Raw genomic sequence first — 19,456 nt, 5'->3', positions numbered from 1 at the left:
AAAATCTGCGTAGCGAAGGGCCTGTCTGTGGCAAGAGGACTGTCTGTGACTAGAGGACTGTGGCGCACCATCGCCAGCAGCGGGCTGTTGGCCCTGCTGCCCGTGGCCGCCGTTGCCCATGCCAACACCTCAGACACGGTGAGCTCTGCCATTCAGTCGCCTGCTGCTCAGGCATCAGCAAGAGCCTCAACAACAGCGCCTTCAGCCAAAGACTCGCAGACACGCGCCGTCGAGGCCCTGCGCTGGCAATTGAGCGACTTCTTCACTGCCGAAGACAGCGGTCCCGTCAGGGTGCGCATGCCCGACGAGCCACCACTGGGCGCGCCCAGCGAGGCCTCCGTGCAACTCGAGCTGCGTCGCCTGCCCGCCCGCCTGAAAGACTGCTCGGCGCCCCAGCTGAGCCTCAATTCCGCGCGCAGTGACCGCCATGCACCGGGACTCAAACGTCTGCAGCTGCTGTGCGCCAACGGTCAGCAACACATCGTCAGCGTTCGCATGGAACGCTATGCCTGGCGCCAGAGCACGCCACAACCGCTTGCCAGCGGCACCCCGCTGGCACCCGCGAGATTGACGCCGGTACTGACGCCATTGGGCAAGTTGCGTGGCAATGGCTTCGAGAGCGCTGCGGCACTGTCAGGTTTCGAGGTACGCCGCCGCCTTCGCGCCGGCGAGGTCATCACCCGCAACAGTGTGCGCGCCATCCCGCTGGTAGACTTCGGCGATACCGTGACCTATCAGGTCAGCGGCACAGGCTTCAGCATGCAGCGCAGTGCGCGGGCGCTGGAGACTGGGGGGCTCGATGAGCGCATCCGCATCGAACTCGCTCCGGGCGACTGGGTGCGCGCCCGCATCATCGGGCCACGACGGGTAGCGCCATGATGACTTCAGTTGAGTTGAGATTAGCCGCACCGGGCCAACCCGAGTCATCCTGTTGACTGTGCACGCCCAGCCACGACACGCTGACGCACCGGAGAGACATGCTGACGCTCAAAGGCCGACAAGCTTGGTACTGCAAGCCGCCACCCACACCAGATACCTCATTCCTGAGGGACCATATTGCCTGTGTGGGGTAAAGCTTGGGCTGGCATGGCCGATAGTCGGTTCAAGCGCGCAGATGACGCACGCAACCCATCCATGACAGGCTCGTCGTCGAGCCCGGCCCTACGGCCAGAGAGGACAGTCAATGAAGATTGAACATGGCGGCCCGATACAGCGCAGCGACACTCAAGCCCCGCGCGAACTGCGCCCCGAGACGGCCAAGGACACCACCGCCACTACGGCGGCGACCTCCACGGCCGACTCCACTCAGGTCGAGCTTTCCAGCAGCGCGATCGATGCGAGCCAGGACATCGACCAGGCGCGCGTCGACAGCCTCAAGCAAGCCATCGCCGATGGCAGCATCAAGATCGATGTCGACCGCATCGCACAAGGGCTGATCGATGCCTTCGAAGGTGACGCATGACACTCGATGACGCCTCGACGGCCTTGTTGGGCGAGATCTTTTCCGGCCTCGAGCAGGAGCTGAATGACTTCATCGCCCTGCTCGAGGAAGAACAGCGCCTGCTGGGCCAACGCCTGCCGAGCGCGGCGGACCTTGAGGCCTCGCGCGAAGCCAAGCTGGCCAACGCCGCCCGCCTGGAAGCGCTGGAGATCCGCCGACGTAGCTGGCTGAGCAACGCCGGGCTTACCAATGACCCACTGGAACTGCATACGGTGCTCGCCAGCCAGCCGGTACTGGCCACCCAGTGGTGGCATCTGGTGACGCTGACGCGCCGCGCCCAGGCGCGCAATCGCTTAAATGGTGAACTGATCGGTCAGCGCATGGCACTGCACAGCAAGATTCTCGACAGCCTGCATCAACGCTCCCCCGGCCATTACGGCGCCGATGGACGACCTGCGGTGGGAGCCTCACGCCTGAACGTCTCGGCCTGAATGTCCTGGCCAGACTGTCCTGGCCTGAGCGTCCTGGCCTGAGCGTCTTGGCTTGAAGACCCAAGGCGTGAGGCCCGCGGGCTGCACGCCCGACTGTCTTTCCCTTTACTGCCCCGGAAACACGCGAGGCCCGGCATTCTGCCGAGCCTCCAGACACTGCTGCTGCACGCCACTCGCGAGCCAATCAGCCAGTGATCGCCAGCCACTTATCGCCGTCATTCATCATCAGTCATTCAAAACCAGCCCCCTTTCGCTGACAACGCCGCCAGTCACGCGCCTTTCAGACTCTCGACGTCGATCACCAGCTGGATGTCATCCAGATGTGCCGCCGGCTTGAGTACGCCACGCCCATTGCGATAGACCTTCAGCGAGAAAGGCGCCGTCGCCAGCTCTCGGGTGGGCAGGATCAACTTGCCACGCCTCGCCTCGAGCATGGCGCAGCGCTCTTCCAGGCAGAGCATGACCTGCCACTCCCCCGGCGCCCGTGTGAGCGAATAGCGCCAGTGAATCGCCGTGACGCGCGTCCTGTCAGGCGCCATCAGCCCTGAATCACGTACGGCATCTGCCACCGCCAGAGGGCGCATATACCAATGCCCCCGCTGAGCGATGGTCAGCGACTCGACGGACATCATCACCGCAGCGCTGGCCGCCTGCGCCGGCGTGGACAGCGCCGCGGCCCACAGCGCTGCTGCCGTCATCAAGGCCGCCATTGGTGCTGTCCTGCTTCCAGGCTCCACACCCAGCTTCGCTCTCGACACGACTCGCGCTCTGAGCGTCCTCCACCCTGTCGCCACTTGTCTTCTTCTCTGCACCGCTGACTCCTTCAGATCCATCTTGCTGCAGACGCTCGACACACCCCTTGCCGGCGCCTTTCCTGTCGCACGTTTCTGCCTTTGCGGCATGTTGTTGTCTTGCTCATTGGGGAGTCGCGCTGCCCCGGCGTCACGCCGCACGACCCCCGATCATCTGTGTGACCCGCAGCTCGCGGTCATCGGGAATCTCTGCCTGGGACAGCACCGCCAGGCTCTTGAAACGACGACGCAGGAAGCGCCCCACCAAGGGTCGCAGCGCATGCCCGACCACCAATACGCTGGGCTCGCCATTGGCATCCTGCGCGGCGACGGCATTCTCGGCATGCTGCATCAAGGTATCGGCAAGGCCGGGTTCCAGCGCATTGCCGCTGCTCAAGGCCTGCATCAGCACCTGCTCGAGCTGTGCCTCCAGACCGATCACGCGCAAGACGCGCTCGGCGCCGAACCAGTACTGGGTGATGGCGCGCCCGAGCGAGACGCGCACCATGGCAGTCAGGTCATTGGGGTCCTTGCTGTGCGGGGCATGCTCTGCAAGCGCCTCGAGGATGGTACGCATGTCACGAATCGAGACCTCCTCATCCAGCAGGTTGTGCAGGATACGCTGCAGGGTGCCCTGACTGATCAAGGCCGGCACCACTTCCTCCACCAGGCCGCCATCCTGCGGGCCCAGCTTCTCGAGCAGCTTGCTGACCTCACTGCGCCCGAGCAGCTGATCGGCATGGCGGGTCATCAGATGATTGAGGTGGGTCGTGATCACGGTCGGAGTATCGACCACCGTGTAGCCATAGACCTGGGCCTGCTCGCGGGTTTCCGGTTCGATCCAGGTGGCGGCCAGGCCGAAGGCCGGCTCGGTGGTGGCCACGCCCGGCAGCTTGCCGGACACCTTGCCCGGATTGATCGCCAACCAGCGGCCCGGATAGGCCTCGCCCCGCCCGACCTCGGCACCCTTGAGACTGATGACATACTGATTGGGCCCAAGCTCGAGGTTGTCGCGGATATGTACCACCGGCGGCAGGAACCCGATCTCCTGGGCGTACTTGCGACGCACCCCCTTGATGCGCGCCAGCAACTCACCGCCCTGACGCATGTCGACCATCGCGATCAGGCGGTGACCGACCTCCATCGCCAGCGGCTCCACCAGTCGCACGTCATCCCAGCTGGCCTCGCTGACCTCCTGCACGGCCGCCGCAGGCCCGGGCGCCGCCTCTTCCTTCGCCTCGCTGCTGATCTCCTTCTCGCGCTGGGAGGCCCACCAACCAAGCCCCGCCAGCAACAAGGTGAAGAGAATGAAGACCATATTGGGCATGCCCGGTACCAGACCCAGCAGCCCCATCACGCCAGCCGCCAACCACAGTACCTGCGAGCTCTTGAACAGCTGGCCGATCATCTGCTGACCGACGTCTTCATTGGTGTTGACCCGCGACACCATCACGCCCGCAGCGGTCGAGATGACCAGCGACGGAATCTGGGCCACCAGGCCATCGCCGATGGTCAGCAGCGTATAGGTGCGCGCCGCATCGGACATGCTCAGGTCGTGCTGACCGACCCCGATGATCAACCCGCCGATGATATTGACCACCATGATCACCAGCCCCGCCACCGCATCGCCCCGCACGAACTTGCTGGCACCGTCCATCGAACCGAAGAAATCGGATTCCTGCGACACTTCCCGGCGACGCTCGCGCGCCTGATCTTCGCCGATCAGGCCGGCGTTGAGGTCGGCATCGATCGCCATCTGCTTGCCGGGCATGGCATCCAGCGTGAAGCGTGCGCCGACCTCGGCAATACGCCCGGCGCCCTTGGTGATGACCATGAAGTTGATGATGACCAGAATCGAGAACACCACCAGGCCAACGGCGAAGTTGCCGCCGACCAGAAACTGACCGAAGGCCTCGATGACCTTGCCCGCCGAGTCACCGCCATTGTGACCCTCCATCAGCACCACCCGCGTCGAGGCGACATTGAGCGACAGGCGCAGCAAGGTCGAGAACAGCAGCACCGCGGGGAAGGCCGAGAAATCCAGTGGCTTCTGCGCAAACATGCTGACCATCAGGATCATGATCGACAGCGCGATATTGAAGGTGAACAGCAGATCGAGAATGAAGGGCGCCAGCGGCAACACCATCATCGACAGGATCATCATGATCAGCAGCGGCCCGGCGAGCACCTTCAGCTGGCTGGAGGTGTTGAGCCCCACGCGGTCAAACAGTGTCAGCAAGGTATTCATGCAAGCGGCTCATCGATCGTGGAGGGCGTTGCGCGTGCGGCGCAGCGGCCCGGGCTTGGGGAGCAGAAATGGCGGTCAGTCATGGGGTTCGGGCAGCAGCATCGGGCAGCAGCACGGTTATCAAGTTCGGGCCTCAACTTCGATCAGCCACATCGGTCATCAACTTCCGACACGAGGATCCGTCGTCGCATCACCGTCTGCCCCTGGCTTGGCGCTGGGCTGGAACACCGCCCCAGCATCGGCGTCATCAGAATCATGATCAGAAGACATTGCGTGAGAGGGCGGCGCGCCTACGGCTGAAACCTCAAGTTCGGCTGCCGCCCTCCCGTCCTCACGCTCGGTGCCTGGCGGGCCAGTCCCCTCAGCCGCCCCTTGCGCCTCCTCGGGCACCTGATACTCATCGGGAACGGACAGATCTGGCGGCAGACTCGGGTGCAGGCCACCCTGCTGGCGGGCCCGCTTGAGTCGCATCGCCCAGGCCAGCACCTCGGCGATCACCTGATAGAGCGCAATGGGAATTTCCTGCTCGAGATCGACATGGGTGTGCAGGGCACGCGCCAAGGGCGGCGCACTCAGCATCGGTACCCCGTTCGCCTCGCCCACCTCACGAATGCGCAGCGCCACCTCATCACGCCCCTTGGCCACCACCCGCGGCGCGCGCATGTCACCCTCGTGATAGACCAGCGCCACCGAGTAGTGTGTCGGGTTGTTGACGATGACATCGGCAGTGGGCACGGCGCTCATCATGCGCGCGCGCGCCATGGCCTGTTGCTGCTGACGGATGCGTGCCTTGATCTGCGGGTCTCCATCCGTCTCCTTGTGCTCGCGCTTGATCTCCTCGAGGCTCATGCGCAGCTTCTTGGCGTGACTCCACAACTGATACGGAACATCCATCAGCGTCGGCACGATCAGCATCAATATCGCCAGCGCCGTGCAGCGCGCCACGATCGCCAGCGCATCCGCCATGGCGTTGCCCAGCGGCATCATCATCAACGCCATCAATTCCTGGCGCTGGGCATGCAGATACATCACCACCACGCCACCGACCAGTATCGACTTGGCGATGGTCTTGAGCAGCTCGGCCAGCGCCTGCGAGGAGACCATCCTGCCCAGCCCCTTGACGGGATTGAGCTTGCCCAGCGACGGCGCCAGCGACTTGGTGGAGAACATCCAGCCGCCCAGCAGCACCGGGCCGACCAGCGCCAGCACCATCAGCAGGGCGAACAACGGCAACAGTGCCAGCAAGGCCTCCTGGCCCAGCATCAACGCGTTGGCAAGCATCACGCGGCTGTCGAGTGCCTGAGCGCGATCAAAGCCGAACGAGGCACCCAGCACACGCTCCAGGGTATCGCCAAGCGGGCCCGCCAACAGCCACAGACCTGCCGCTCCTCCGCCCAGCAACAGAAAGGTCGCAAGCTCCCGCGAGCGGGGCACCTGCCCTTCCTCGCGGGCCTTCTGTATTCGGTGGGGCGTGGCCTCTTCTGTCTTGTCGTCGCTGCTCTGCTCGTCAGCCACCGGCTACTCCGCTTGCCTGGGATCGCATCTACCTGAACGCCGGGGAGCATGACGCTCGCTCACACTGGCACGCACGGCGAACGCATCATGCCGAGAATGGGGCTCATTGTGGCAAACACAGCAGGGATCAAAGCGAGGAATAGCGCCCAAAAATGCCCTTGCCCGCCTCACGGGACGTGGACGGGCAAGGGCATGACGGTCAGGCCAGGGCATGAAGAACAAGAACCAGCAGGAGCCACTTCAGGGAAGGCGGCTAGAAACCGAGACTATCCAGCAGGTCATCGACCTCGTCCTGACTGGCGACCACCCCCGGCGCATCGGCTCGCACCTGGGGGCCATTGAGCAAGGTGCCAGATAGGGCATCCCCGGCACTGGATGCTGCCTGCTCATCCAGCGCCGAGGCTGAAAGCTCCATTGGCGAAAGCCCCTCAGCGGCCGTTGTGGTAGTGGCCTGCCCGGAAGACGCCAGCGCCGAACGTGCATGGCCCTCCGGCACATTGTCGAGCAGCAACTGCAACAGCTGCATCTCGATCTGCTGGATGACATCCATCATGCGCTTGATCACCTGGCCGGTAAGGTCCTGGAAATCCTGAGCCATCATGATCTCGAGCAATTCGCTGTTGGTGGCGCTGGTCTGATCAGGCACCACAGCCAGATAGGCCCGTGTGTCGATCACCAATTCACGCGCCTGATCCAGAGCCACCGGCTCGGCAAACCAGGCGTCCCAGCGACCACTGAGCGACTTCGCCTTACTGGCCAGAGCATCCTGCAGCGGCTGGGCCCGCTCACAGGCGTTGAGAGCACGATCTGCCGCCTGCTCCGTCTTGCTGGCCACGTAATTGAGGCGATCACGAGCATCGGGGATCGCCTCGGCAGCACGTTCGATCTCGCGATCCAGCCCCAGCTCACGCATGTTGTCGCGCAGCATGCGCGTCAGCTGGCCGATACGCCGAATCAGGTCTTCGCTGCTGTCACCCGCCCTGGTGGGGGTGTCTGCCCCATCGCGCGCCATCACACCAGGATCAGCGCCCGAGGATGACTGGGGTTCAGATGATGATTCCAGATGACTCATGACACCCTCCTTGATGTGACCAACCACGCTGAGCGCGCCAGCCTTGCCTGACCAGCGCGGATCGGTCCGCGCACCGGCTAGCGTGGCCCGATGGCTCAGAGGCCGTGTTTCTCGAAGACCTTGCCCAGCTTCTCTTCCAGCACTGCGGCCGTGAAGGGCTTGACCACATAGCCACTGGCACCGGCCTGGGCAGCGGCGATGATGTTTTCCTTCTTGGCCTCAGCGGTGACCATCAGTACCGGCAGCGTGGCCGTGGCGGGATTGGCACGCACGCGCCTGAGCATCTCGAGCCCATCGAGGTTGGGCATGTTCCAGTCGGAGATCACCAGCTCGAAGCTGCCTTGATTCAGGAACTCCAATGCCTGTTGTCCATCTTCGGCTTCCTCCACATTGGTGAAGCCGAGCTCCTTGAGCAGGTTGCGCACGATCCGACGCATGGTGGGGAAGTCGTCGACGACGAGGATTCGCAGGTTCTTGTCGGCCATCAGCGGTCGGGCTCTCTTGAAGAATCACATGAGGAAACGGCTGAAAATTCAAGCCTTGTGAGAGGGTTATCGGCCACCAGCCAGCAGACTTTACCCTCTGCGCCCATCTTCACCTTGTCGGCGACTCACACCCCACTAACACCCGCTCCGGCAGATCGAGGCGCTCTAGACGCGTTGCGAACGTCCGGCCAGCTGAACCTGGTGGAGCAGCTGCCCACTGATGCGACTCAACGGCAATATGTTTTCCGCGGCCCCGAGCTCGACGGCTTCCCGCGGCATGCCGTAGACCACACAGCTTTGCTCATCCTGGGCGATGGTGTGGGCGCCGGCTTCGCGCATCTGCAACAACCCCCGCGCGCCGTCGCGACCCATGCCGGTGAGGATCACGCCCACCGCATTGCGACCGGCCACCCGCGCCACGGAATCGAACAGCACATCCACCGACGGGCGGTGACGATTGACCGGCGGACGCTGATCGAGGGTGATCACATAGTTGGCCCCGCTGCGCGACAGCGTCAGGTGGGCGTCGCCAGGCGCGATATAAGCATGCCCGGGCAGGATGCGCTCACCGTGCACGGCTTCCTTGACGGCGATGCGACACAGCCCATTGAGGCGCTCGGCGAACGAGCGTGTGAAGCCCGGCGGCATGTGCTGAGTCACCAGAATGGCCGGTGCATCCGCCGGCAACGACTGCAACACCGCGCGTATCGCCTCGGTCCCACCGGTCGAGGCCCCCACCGCGATCAGCTTCTCGCTCGACAGCAATGGCCGGCGGCTGGCAGCAGCGACGACTGGCCTGTCTGCCAGACTGGATGGACAAGGATGGGACTGAGAAAGGCTGGACTGCACCGAATTTGACAGGGGTGAACTGGACAGGGCCTGACTGGACTGGGTCGAATTGGACAGCACCGTGCCGGCCTGTGCACCACCAGCAGATGGCGGCGTCACGGTGCGACCCGCAGGCCGCACACGCGCCCGCGCGGCGGCGCGAATCTTGTCGGCAATCGTCTCGGCATACTCGAGCATCCCGCCACGTATTCCCAGGCGCGGCTTGGAGACGAAATCCACCGCACCCAGCTCCAGCGCACGTAGCGTGATTTCCCCGCCGCGCTCGGTCAGCGAAGACACCATCACTACCGGCATCGGTCGCAGGCGCATCAGGCGCTCGAGGAAGTCCAGCCCATCCATGCGCGGCATTTCCACATCCAGCGTCAGCACATCCGGCTCGTGACGCTTGATCAAGTCTCGCGCGACCAGCGGGTCCGGCGCGGTGGCCACGACCTGCATGTCAGGCTGGGCATTGATGATCTCGGCCATCAACTCACGAATCAGCGCGGAGTCATCGACACACAGCACGCGGATCATGCGCTCCGCCCCTCCCCGGGGCATGCCTGCGCCAGCAGCGGCACTTGAGTTGTAACCTGAGCGTGAACCAGCATTTGATCCTGAGACCGGGCATGACGATGAAGCGGGGGTAGGCATCCAGACACTCCTGGAGAGTGGGTAAGGGAAAGGGAATCATCACCAACCATCACGACGCATCATGCGCCCTCCGTCCGGCGGCGAGACAGGGTATAGACCGTCTGGCCGCGCAGCGTGAAGGCATCATTGAGCCATGAGAAATTCTCGGAATGACCGGCAAACAGCAGTCCATCGGGCTTGAGCATCAGCGCGAAGCGATCCAGCAGGCGTGACTGTGTCTGTTTGTCGAAGTAGATCATCACGTTGCGACAGAAGATCACGTCAAAGCCGCTACCGAGATCCCAGTGGCTGTCCAGCAGGTTCAGGTGGCGAAAGCGCACCAGCTGCCTGATCTCCGGGCGCACTCTCACCAGCCCCTGGCGACTGCCGCTGCCACGCAGCATGAAGCGCTTGCAGCGCTGCTCACCCAGCTTGACGATACGTTCAAACGGGTAGATACCGAGTTCGGCTTCCCGCAGCGCATCCGTGTCGATATCGGTGGCGATCAGCTCGACCTGATTGGCCGCGCCCCCAAGCACCTCGCGCAGCACCATCGCGATGGAATAGGGCTCCTCCCCGGTCGAGGCAGCCGCACACCAGATACGCAACGGTGCTCGCTGCCCCGACGCCTGGCGCTCGCGCAGGAAGTTCTCGAGCATGACGAAGTGATGAGGTTCGCGAAAGAACGCGGTCAGGTTGGTGGTGAGCGCATTGATGAAGGCAGGCCACTCGTCGTGATCACTGCGGCTCAGGGTGGCCTCCAGCATGGTCAGATAGTCATGGAAACGTGTCAGGCCATGCACTCTGAGTCGGCGCGACAGACGGCTGTAGACCATCTCACGCTTGTGACGCGCCAAGACGATTCCGGCCCGCTGATAGATGAGGCGCGCGATGCGCTCGAAGTCGTCATCGGTCATCACCAGGTCCCGTCCGAGGGCATGGGAGGCCGATGACGAGGTGGAGGAGACGCGTGGCGGCGTGAGGTCTGTCACCGTCGCGGACCCTGTGAGCCGCCAGGCACCTGCGCTCGGGCCGCGGCCTGAGCGTGCACAGAAGAAGACTGCTGGGCTGATGCACCCTCTGGCAGGCGCTCGGGAATCTGCTCCGGACCTTCGCCGCCAAAGCGGAAGACGTTGACCGCATGCGACAGACCCGCGACCGACCGCTCGAGATCCTGCGCCAGATGGGCGCTGCTCATCACACGTTGGGCGTTCTGCTGGGTGGCCTGGTCCATCTCGTTGATGGCGGTGTTGATCTGCTCGATGCCGCCACTCTGCTCACGCGAGGCCGAGGAGATCTCGGCGATCAGGTCATTGACCCGCGAGATGCCGGTCACGATCGCCTCCATGGTGCCGCGCGCCGCCTCGACCTGATCACCGCCATCGCTGATCTCCCGCTGGGTGGTGTCGATCAGGGTCTTGATCTCGCGCGCCGCCTCGGCACTGCGAGAGGCCAGATTGCGCACCTCACCGGCCACCACGGCAAAGCCGCGACCATGTTCACCGGCGCGTGCGGCCTCCACCGAGGCGTTGAGGGCCAGCAGGTTGGTCTGGAAGGCGATCGAGTCGATCACCTTGACGATGTCGGCCATCTTTTCAGAGGTGGCGGTAATCCCCTGCATGCGCTCCACCACCGCCTGCATCGCCTCACCACCTTCATTGGAGGAGCGCGTGGCCTGATCAGCCAGTTGCGAGACCTGGATGGCATTGTCGGCATTCTGGCGCACGGTGCCGGTCATCTGCTCCATGCTGGCCGCCGTCTCCTCAAGCGATGCCGCCTGCTGCTCGACCCGCGCCGAGAATTCCTGATTGCCGTGTGCCATGTCGCCAGCGGCAGGCCTGACCACATTGATACCCGCATTGACCTCGCTGACGATGCCGACCAGCGACTTGCGCATGCTGTCCAGTGCTCGTACCAGGCGTGCCATCTCATCATTGCCCGCCAGCGTCATCGACTGGGAAAGATTGCCCGCGGCGATCTGGCGCGCGAAATCCAGGGTGCTGCGCAGCGGCCGAACCAGACTGCGGTAGGTCAGCAGCGCCAACCACAGCGATGCCACGCCCACACCAGCGAAGGCGGCCCACAATTCCCACTGCAGACGCGCATGACTTGCCTCAAGCGCTTGTTGCCGCTGCTCGAGCGTCGCCAGCTGCGCCGCGGGCAGCTCGGCGGCAAGTTGGGTCAGCACGGCACGCGCATGCGCCTGGCTATCGGCCAGCACCTGCAGCAGCTCGCTGCCCATTATGGCTCCGGCCACCAGCGGTAGTGCGGCCAGCAGCGCGATACGCGGCGCCATGCGCCACTGGGTGAGGCGCTTGAAGGCCCCCGTGAGGCCAGCACGCACGATGCGACCCTTGATCAAGCGATAGTCGCGCTTGCCCTGCTTGAGGCCCGCGTAGACCTGCTCGGCCTGGGCGATCTGCTCGCGACTGGCCTTGACGCGCACCGAGGCAAATCCCATCACCTCGCCCTGCTCGATCAGCGGCGTCACACAGGCGTCGACCCAGTAATAGTCGCCATTCTCGCGTCGATTCTTGACCAGTCCCTGCCAGCTCTCGCCTTGCTTGAGCGTCGACCACAGATTCTCGAAGGCGGCTTCTGGCATGTCGGGGTGGCGCACCAGATTGTGCGGCGCACCGATCAAGGCATCACGCGTGAAGCCACTGACCTCGATGAAGACAGAGTTGGCGTAGGTGATGCGTCCCTTGAGATCGGTACGCGAGATCAGGTAGTCATGCTCACCAATGGGGTATTCCCTTGCCGTCACCGGCTGATTGTTTCGCATTGCCCTTGCTTAGCCTCGTACTCGTCACAGCGTGATCGTCATTGACCCGGCGAGACCACTGACCGGCAGCATGACCGTCATTGCCCGGTACAGCCGCCCACGACCTTGTGGTGCACACCTTATCGGCCGCTGTCGGCAGTTCTTGAACGCAAGAACGCCGCTGACCAGAAGGCTAGCGGCGCTCGAGACGAAACGGGGGTAAATGTTCGCGGGATCAGACGGGCGCACACTGCAGGCAACATGCCGCGCCTTGCGTCTGGTTCATGCCGCGAGACAGCAGGTCATGCCGGCTGCGCCGCGGGCTCCATCAGCGCCATTTCATCACTGGTCATCATGTGCTCGATATCCATTATCAGCAGCATGTGATCATTGACGGTCGCCAGCCCCGCCAGGAAGTCACTGTTCATGCGCGCACCGAATTCCGGCGGCGGCAGCACCTGATCGGCCGCAAGGCTGATCACGTCGGAGACGCCATCGACGACGATGCCGACCACGCGCTCACCGATATTGATCACGATCACCACCGTCTGCGCCGTGTATTCGGCCTGGCCCAGTTGAAACTTCAGCCGCAGATCGACGATCGGCACGATGACGCCACGCAGGTTGGTCACGCCCTTGATGAAGGCCGGTGCATTGGCGATGCGCGTGACGTTCTCGTAACCGCGAATCTCCTGCACCTTGAGGATATCCACGGCGTAGTGCTCCTCGCCGAGGCTGAATACCAGGTATTCGCCGCCGTCACTGGTCTTGGAGGCGTGGTCCTGCGCCAGGCCGACATTGGACGTCTGCGCCGCGGCAACTTGAGTGTGAGACATGCTCATCTCCTGTCTGTGATGGGGTAACGCTTCGCGCCGAGGCGCAAGGGGCGAGGATGCGGCCGGTGAATGGCGATCGCCTCAGCTGAAAATGGCGTCCTGGGGCATGGCGGACTCAGTGCCGCCCTCTGCCTGCCTCTGCACCGCTGGCATCAGGTTGGCGAGGCGATGCAGGTCCGAGACATCGAGAATCAGCGATACCCGCCCATCGCCCAGGATCGTCGCCGAAGAGACGCCCGGCACCTTGCGATAATTCCTTTCGAGATTCTTGACCACCACCTGCTGCTGACCGATCAGCTCATCCACCAGTAAGGCGTAGTGGCGCCCCTTGCCCTGCACCACCACCACGATGCCCTGCTCGGGCTGCGTCTGGGCACCGGGTACCGCGAACACCTCATGCAAGGCGACCAGGCTCAGGTATTCATCTCGCACCTTCAGCAAGCGATCATTGCCGACCATGCTGAACAGCATGTCGGCCTGCGGCTGCAACGATTCCACCACCACCGACAGCGGCAGGATGTAGATTTCCTCGCCGACGCGAATGGCCATGCCCTCGAGAATCGCCAGCGTCAGCGGCAGCACGATACGCGTGGTGGTGCCCTGCCCGGTCACGGAGGCAAGCTCCACCTGCCCGCCCAGCGCCTGGATGTTGCGCTTGACCACATCCATGCCGACTCCACGCCCCGAGACGTCACTGACCTGCTCGGCCGTCGAGAAGCCAGGAGCGAAGATCAGCTGCCAGACCTCGTCGTCACTCATGCCATCGCTGACCGCCAGGCCGTTGCTGCGCGCCTTGGCCAGAATGCGCGCACGATCGAGCCCGGCGCCGTCATCCGTTACCTCGATGACGATATTGCCACCCTGATGACGGGCAGACAGCGTCAGGGTGCCGTGGGCGCTCTTGCCGCTTGCCTCACGCACGCCGGGCGATTCGATGCCATGGTCGAGGCTGTTGCGCACCAGATGGGTCAGCGGATCGATGATCCGCTCGATCAGGCTCTTGTCCAGCTCGGTGTCATGCCCCTGACTGACCAGCTCGACCTGCTTGCCCAGCCGCGAGGCAAGGTCGCGAATCAGACGCGGAAACCGCGAGAACACGTAGTCCATCGGCATCATGCGCACCGACATCACCGCTTCCTGCAGATCTCGTGCATTGCGCTGCAGCTGACTGATGCCACTGACCAGTGCTGCCTGATCCGGCGGTGTGGTCGCCGATGCCGTTTGCTCCAGCATCGACTGGGTGATGATCAGCTCACCGACCAGATTGATGATGGTATCGACCTTGTCGACGCCGACGCGGATGGAGCCCTGCTCGGCAGGCGCATCTGTGGTGCGCCGCCCCGATTGACTGCGTCGCTCACCACTCGCCGGGGCAGCGGAAGGGACATCTGCCGAAGAGCCTGTGTCGACTATCGCTTCAGCAGGTGCTGTCTGATCGGCAAGATCGCTTGCCGCATCGGCAGACATGCCATTGGCGACTCCCTCGGCCTGCTCTTTGACCAGCGCTTCAGACAGCGCTTCAACCTGCCCATCAGCGACGCCGTCTCCCATTACGCCATCACCCCCCGCTGATAGAGCAGGTGTCGCGGGCTCGATCAGAATCTGCTCCGGCTCGATAACGAAGCACAGCACCGCTTCGATATCCTCTGCGCTGACCGTGGTACTCACGATGACGCGACATACCTGCTCATCACCGCTGCTGGAGATGACCTCACCTAGGTTGGCCAGTTCTTCGATCAACAGTTCACGCTCGCGGTCGGCGACGAACATCAGAGTGACCGAAAGCAACGGCACACTTGCCTCGACACCGGCCTGTGACTCGACCGTAGGTGGCATTTCCACATCGACGACGGGTCCAGACGCTTCGCCTGACGGCACTGGTGCGCTCGGGGCATCCATCATCGACGACTCCTCGCCCAGCTGCTTGAGCACCGCGACGATATGCGCGTAGGCCTCAGGGTCGGGGGACTGGGCATTGCGATAGGCCGCCAACTGGTCGTCGAGCATGTCCTTTGTCTCCAGAAAGCGATCGATATGCTGAATGCTCAACCGCAACTCGCCACGGCGGGCACGGTCCAGCAGGTTCTCGAGGTGATGGGTGGTGTCCTGCAAGACCGTGAAGCCGAAGGTCGCGGCCCCGCCCTTGATGGAGTGGGCCGCACGAAAGATGGCGTTGAGCTGCTCGGCATCCGGCGCCTCGACATCCAGCGCCAGCAGCAGGCGCTCCATCTCGGCCAGCAGCTCCTGCGCCTCCTCGAAGAAGGTGTCGTAAAACTCACTGATATCCATGCATGTTCTCGCTGGCTGTCATTGCGCTATCACACGGGAAGCGGCGCCGCGTCGGTTCTTACGTCAGCCGCCTTGAGCGCACTCAGCTGTCCAGCCCGGAGGCGACGGGGCTGTCGATGACTGGACTGCCAGCGACGGGATTCGTCACGCGCACCGGGCTTGCCAGTTGCTCGAGACGCTCGCGCAGGCTGTTGATGTCCTCGGCGGGCTGTGGATTGACGCCGTTGCTGTCGGTGATATCGCGATAGGCCGACTGGCTGAGCACCATCAGGCTGATGCGACGATTGATGGCGGCCTCGGGATTCTGGCTGTCGAGGCTGATGCGCGAGCCCATGCCGACCACGCGCACGATGCGCTCATAGGGCAGCCCACTGTTGCCGAGCACGCGGCGGGCGGCATTGGCGCGATCGGTGGAGAGCTCCCAGTTGCCGTAGCCGCCTTCGCCGACGAAGGGGCGATTGTCGGTATGCCCGGTGATGCTCAGATGATTGGGCAGCCGCTTGAGAATCGGCGCCAGCAAGCCAAGCAGCTGCGAAAGCTGTGGCGAAGGTTGCTTGCTGCCCAACGCGAACATCGGGTGCTGATCGCTATCGGTGATCTGGATACGCAAGCCTTCGGAGGTCAGCTCGATCTGCAGCTGTTCTCGCAGTTCGGCAAGGTCCGCGTCATCGGCCATGCGCTGCGCCATGGTGGTGTCGATCTCGTCGCGAAGGGCGGCCATGCGAGAATCATCGGCCAGCGCCTGACGCTGCAGGCGTTGCAGATCAGCGCCCTTCTCGCCCTGGGTCTGCTCGGCCATGAAGCCGCCGCCGGGAATGGCACTGCTGGAGGCCGAACTGCGATCGCCCCCCAGCAGCGAGACTTCCAGCGGCGCACCGAAATAATCGGAGATTTCCCGCAGGTCCTCATCCGAGGCATTCGAGATCACCCACATGACCAGGAAGAAGGCCATCATCGCGGTCATGAAGTCGGCGTAGGCGATCTTCCAGCCACCGCCATGATGGCCTTTGACGATACGCGGCCGCTTGATGACGATGGGTCTGCGCTCTTCACTCATCGAGACCTCCGGTCTTCAATCCAGAGACACCCACCGGCTCTAGCACGACGGCCTGCGACACCTGTGCCACTGACACGCAGGTGACGGACACACTCGCGAGAGACGCACTTGCGACTGACGCACTTGCGAGAAACAGCAACGTCATATCAGCCCGCACCCTTGTTCTTGATCTCGCGCACATGCTCTTCCAGCTCGTTGAAACTGGGACGCTCGGCGGTGAACAACGCCTTGCGGCCGAATTCCACCGCGACCTGCGGGGCATAGCCATTGAGCGAAGCCATCAGGATGACGCGAATGCACTGCATCATCTTCACGGCCTCATGCACCTCGTGCTGGATCTTGTTGGCGACCGGCGTGACGAAGCCATAGGCCAGCAGGATGCCGAGGAAGGTGCCGACCATGGCATTGGCGATCAACACGCCCAGCTGGGCGGCGCCCTGGTCTGCCGAGGCCAGCGCATGCACCACCCCCATCACGGCAGCGACGATACCGAAGGCCGGCAGGCCATCGGCCACCGCCGAGAGAGAATGCACCGGAATCTCGGTCTCATGCTTGAAGGTCTCGATCTCGTGCTCCATCAGCGACTCGAGCTCGAAGGGGTCCATGTTGCCGCTTACCATCAGGCGCAGGTAGTCGGTGATGAAATTCATCAGAATGGGGTCGGAGAGCAGGCGAGGATACTCGGCGAACAAGGCGCTTTCCTGCGGGTTGTCGATGTCCTGCTCGATCGCCAGCATGCCCTGCTGACGGGCACGCGACAGCAGCAGATACAGCAGCCCGATGACTTCCATGTACAGGGACTTGTTGTAGCCACGCGTGCGTTTCAACTTCGAGAATGCCTTGCCGGTGGCCTTGATGGCCTTGCCGTTGTTGCCGGCCAGAAAGGCGCCGACGGCAGAGCCACAGATGATGAGCAATTCCGCTGGCTGCAACAGCACCGCCAGGTGCCCGCCCACCATCAGATACCCGCCCAGGGTGGACCCGATGACCACTAGATAGCCTATGAACAACAACACAATAACCCCCTTGGCATTCGGTCAACGTCGCTTGAATCTGACTATCGGCGTCGCTGAGCATGTCTTTAGGGTCACGGCGGAATATTCGTTGAGGCCGCCGCTGTAGCAAGGGCCGTTGTTGAAACAGTCATGATCGAAACAGTCATGATCGAAACAGTCATGGTCGAAACAGTCGGCATCGAGACAGGCGAGCGATCAATGGTGCACAACGCAAGAAGGCTTGCCCGGGGATGGGCAAGCCTTCTGGTCTTTGCACGCTCGTCTTGCTCGTTCGCCTGACGCAATCTCAGCGCCTTCACTGACACGAGACAGCTATCAGCCGAGACTGGCGACGGCTGCCGACTGCTCCAATGCCATTTCTTCACGAGCCTTGCGACGGGCGGCCGTCTTGCCGGCACGCGATGGCGGCTGACAGATGCCACACACGTAATCATGTGATGGCGTATGGGCGTGCACCACGAAATGGCCGCTGCAGGTCTTGCAGCTGGCCACTTCCAGCAGATCGCTTTCGAAAAAGCGCACCAGTGTCCAGGCGCGCGTCAGCGCCAGCACCGGCTCATCTTCGCCGACATGCTCCAGATAGAAGCGATAGGCCTTGACGAAGGCATTCATGCGCGACGCGCCCTGCGCCTTTAGTCGACGATAGAAACCGTGGAACAGCGATGCATGCAGATTGGGCTGCCAGGTCATGAACCAGTCGGTGGAAAACGGCAGCATGCCCTTGGGCGGCGAGACGCCCCGAACTTCCTTGTACAGCTTGACCAGACGCGCGCGGCTGATCTCCGTTTCCGTCTCGAGCACCTGCAGGCGGGCACCCAGTTCGATCAACTCTACTGCCAACTGCAGCTGCTGCAGTTCATCGACGAGACTTTTCTGGGTCATCCGCTGACTCCCCCCTGCCGGAGTCCAGCGTCGTTCTGGCGCGCGTTCAGCAACATGGCAGTGTGCATCGCACTGAAATCCTGGTCGCGCCCGCCCTGCAAGACTCCCTTGAGCTGTGAGGCATCATCCAATGCCAGCTCGCACAACAGTTGATTACAGGACGATAACGACACCAGCTGACTGACACTCATGCCAGACAAAAGATCCGCCATCTCTTGATCGAGACCCAGGCGTACCAGCGCCATTTCCGTATCTTCGACCAACAAGCGCTGCACAAGCAGAAGATACGACAGATTGACACTCTGTATATCATTGAGCAGTGAGGACATCATGATTCCCTGAGTGGTCTGATCGTCCCGAGCTACCGCCAACCCTGGCGCTCGACCGTCATTCCTTATGGTTTTGATGTGATGAAACGCAATACTCACGGCGCCGGACCAGTGGCGCCATGCGGGGCAGTGACTTCATGACCAGATGAGCCACCCACATTAAGATGGCGATTCTAATACTTAATCACGTAATGGACCAGACTCTTCATCAACATTTTTTTACATACCGCTACGCTATATGCACAAAAACTGCATCAAGCCGCCGAAATGGCAGCAAGGTGTGTCAGAAAAGCTCTCAATCTTGTCTTCAAGACGACTTGCATAATCACGATGCACCAGATTTGTCATACAAAGCAATAGCAAGCGGATAGTGCGCACAGTGTGTGGCATTTTCGTGAAAGGCAGCCCTGCCTCTTACCCGACACCGAGGGCATACCTTGTACAATATCGAGCAATGGCCCCGAACGGGCCGGCAACAGGCAGCAAGTTATCCCTGCGTAAAAGCGAGAGATAATGAAATGGCAGCACTTGACCAAGACGGGCCAACTGCTATTTCAACGCAATGAGAGGCCCCACCAGCGACTCACCGAAATGGGCTTCTCTCGCCGCTTGAACAGAATAAAAACACAGGATATGAGGGTCATGACACAAACAACCTGCAGGATCGAGCCGTATCTCCATGCTGACTCTCGGCGGAGTTACAATACTGCCTCCACGCAAGCAGTGCGCCTGAGTGACGATTTATTTAAATATTATAAATAAATTATATTTCTCGATAT

General features: G+C 62.5%; 16 protein-coding genes and 1 pseudogene. 3 read left to right on the top strand and 14 right to left on the bottom strand.

The window, feature by feature from the left end; genetic code table 11:
• Positions 1 to 45 precede the first annotated feature (45 nt).
• The 3 genes from flgA to MKZ40_RS08340 all read left to right on the top strand — a co-directional run bounded on the left by flgA (position 46) and on the right by MKZ40_RS08340 (position 1,932).
• Positions 46 to 879: a flagellar basal body P-ring formation chaperone FlgA gene (gene flgA, locus MKZ40_RS08350; RefSeq protein WP_172978673.1), complete on the top strand. Its 834-nt coding sequence runs from the start codon at positions 46 to 48 to the stop codon at positions 877 to 879.
• Between the two features lie 304 nt (positions 880 to 1,183).
• Positions 1,184 to 1,462 (top strand): flagellar biosynthesis anti-sigma factor FlgM, encoded by a 279-nt coding sequence (gene flgM, locus MKZ40_RS08345; protein ID WP_153635828.1) that lies wholly within the window; start codon positions 1,184 to 1,186, stop codon positions 1,460 to 1,462.
• On the top strand, positions 1,459 to 1,932 hold the full coding sequence (locus MKZ40_RS08340; protein WP_153635829.1) for a flagellar protein FlgN: 474 nt from the start codon (positions 1,459 to 1,461) through the stop codon (positions 1,930 to 1,932). Before flgM ends, MKZ40_RS08340 begins: the two co-directional genes overlap by 4 nt.
• 269 nt (positions 1,933 to 2,201) lie before the next feature.
• On the opposite strand, the gene MKZ40_RS08335 is transcribed toward MKZ40_RS08340, so the two are convergent.
• The 14 genes and pseudogenes from MKZ40_RS08335 to flhD all read right to left on the bottom strand — a co-directional run bounded on the left by MKZ40_RS08335 (position 2,202) and on the right by flhD (position 18,677).
• Positions 2,202 to 2,642, bottom strand: a complete 441-nt coding sequence (locus MKZ40_RS08335) for a flagellar protein FlhE (RefSeq protein ID WP_172978674.1) — start codon at positions 2,640 to 2,642, stop codon at positions 2,202 to 2,204.
• Positions 2,643 to 2,874: 232 nt separating this feature from the next.
• On the bottom strand, positions 2,875 to 4,971 hold the full coding sequence (gene flhA, locus MKZ40_RS08330) for a flagellar biosynthesis protein FlhA (RefSeq protein ID WP_153635831.1): 2,097 nt from the start codon (positions 4,969 to 4,971) through the stop codon (positions 2,875 to 2,877).
• Positions 4,972 to 5,361: 390 nt separating this feature from the next.
• Positions 5,362 to 6,486: pseudogene (flhB, locus tag MKZ40_RS08325) on the bottom strand (flagellar biosynthesis protein FlhB); the annotation flags it as partial.
• A 253-nt stretch (positions 6,487 to 6,739) separates the two neighbouring features.
• The gene (gene cheZ, locus MKZ40_RS08320) at positions 6,740 to 7,498 is read right to left on the bottom strand and encodes a protein phosphatase CheZ (RefSeq protein ID WP_153636876.1); all 759 of its coding nucleotides are present in this window, start codon (positions 7,496 to 7,498) and stop codon (positions 6,740 to 6,742) included.
• Positions 7,499 to 7,653: 155 nt separating this feature from the next.
• On the bottom strand, positions 7,654 to 8,043 hold the full coding sequence (cheY, locus tag MKZ40_RS08315) for a chemotaxis response regulator CheY (RefSeq protein WP_131432094.1): 390 nt from the start codon (positions 8,041 to 8,043) through the stop codon (positions 7,654 to 7,656).
• Positions 8,044 to 8,208: 165 nt separating this feature from the next.
• A complete protein-coding gene (locus tag MKZ40_RS08310) occupies positions 8,209 to 9,408 on the bottom strand; it encodes a chemotaxis response regulator protein-glutamate methylesterase (protein ID WP_153635833.1) in 1,200 nt (399 codons plus the stop codon).
• A gap of 176 nt (positions 9,409 to 9,584) precedes the next feature.
• Positions 9,585 to 10,421, bottom strand: a complete 837-nt coding sequence (locus MKZ40_RS08305; RefSeq protein ID WP_153635834.1) for a CheR family methyltransferase — start codon at positions 10,419 to 10,421, stop codon at positions 9,585 to 9,587.
• Between the two features lie 71 nt (positions 10,422 to 10,492).
• Positions 10,493 to 12,289: a PAS domain-containing methyl-accepting chemotaxis protein gene (locus MKZ40_RS08300; RefSeq protein ID WP_153635835.1), complete on the bottom strand. Its 1,797-nt coding sequence runs from the start codon at positions 12,287 to 12,289 to the stop codon at positions 10,493 to 10,495.
• Positions 12,290 to 12,570: 281 nt separating this feature from the next.
• On the bottom strand, positions 12,571 to 13,110 hold the full coding sequence (locus tag MKZ40_RS08295) for a chemotaxis protein CheW (protein ID WP_153635836.1): 540 nt from the start codon (positions 13,108 to 13,110) through the stop codon (positions 12,571 to 12,573).
• 75 nt (positions 13,111 to 13,185) lie between these two features.
• Complete coding sequence (gene cheA / locus MKZ40_RS08290; RefSeq protein WP_175088816.1) at positions 13,186 to 15,393, bottom strand: chemotaxis protein CheA; 2,208 nt, start codon at positions 15,391 to 15,393, stop codon at positions 13,186 to 13,188.
• Positions 15,394 to 15,475: 82 nt separating this feature from the next.
• A complete protein-coding gene (gene motB / locus MKZ40_RS08285; protein ID WP_153635838.1) occupies positions 15,476 to 16,450 on the bottom strand; it encodes a flagellar motor protein MotB in 975 nt (324 codons plus the stop codon).
• A 146-nt stretch (positions 16,451 to 16,596) separates the two neighbouring features.
• A complete protein-coding gene (gene motA, locus MKZ40_RS08280; RefSeq protein ID WP_131432100.1) occupies positions 16,597 to 17,466 on the bottom strand; it encodes a flagellar motor stator protein MotA in 870 nt (289 codons plus the stop codon).
• Positions 17,467 to 17,781: 315 nt separating this feature from the next.
• Complete coding sequence (gene flhC, locus MKZ40_RS08275) at positions 17,782 to 18,348, bottom strand: flagellar transcriptional regulator FlhC (RefSeq protein ID WP_153635839.1); 567 nt, start codon at positions 18,346 to 18,348, stop codon at positions 17,782 to 17,784.
• Positions 18,345 to 18,677: a flagellar transcriptional regulator FlhD gene (gene flhD / locus MKZ40_RS08270; protein ID WP_166018115.1), complete on the bottom strand. Its 333-nt coding sequence runs from the start codon at positions 18,675 to 18,677 to the stop codon at positions 18,345 to 18,347. The genes flhC and flhD overlap by 4 nt, the downstream gene beginning before the upstream one ends.
• Between the last annotated feature and the right edge of the window lie 779 nt (positions 18,678 to 19,456).

The sequence above is a fragment of the Cobetia sp. BMC6 genome (genome assembly GCF_029991385.1).
Lineage (GTDB): Bacteria > Pseudomonadota > Gammaproteobacteria > Pseudomonadales > Halomonadaceae > Cobetia.
The sequence above is the reverse complement of the archived record's forward strand: the minus strand, read 5'-3'. Positions and strand labels throughout refer to the sequence as shown.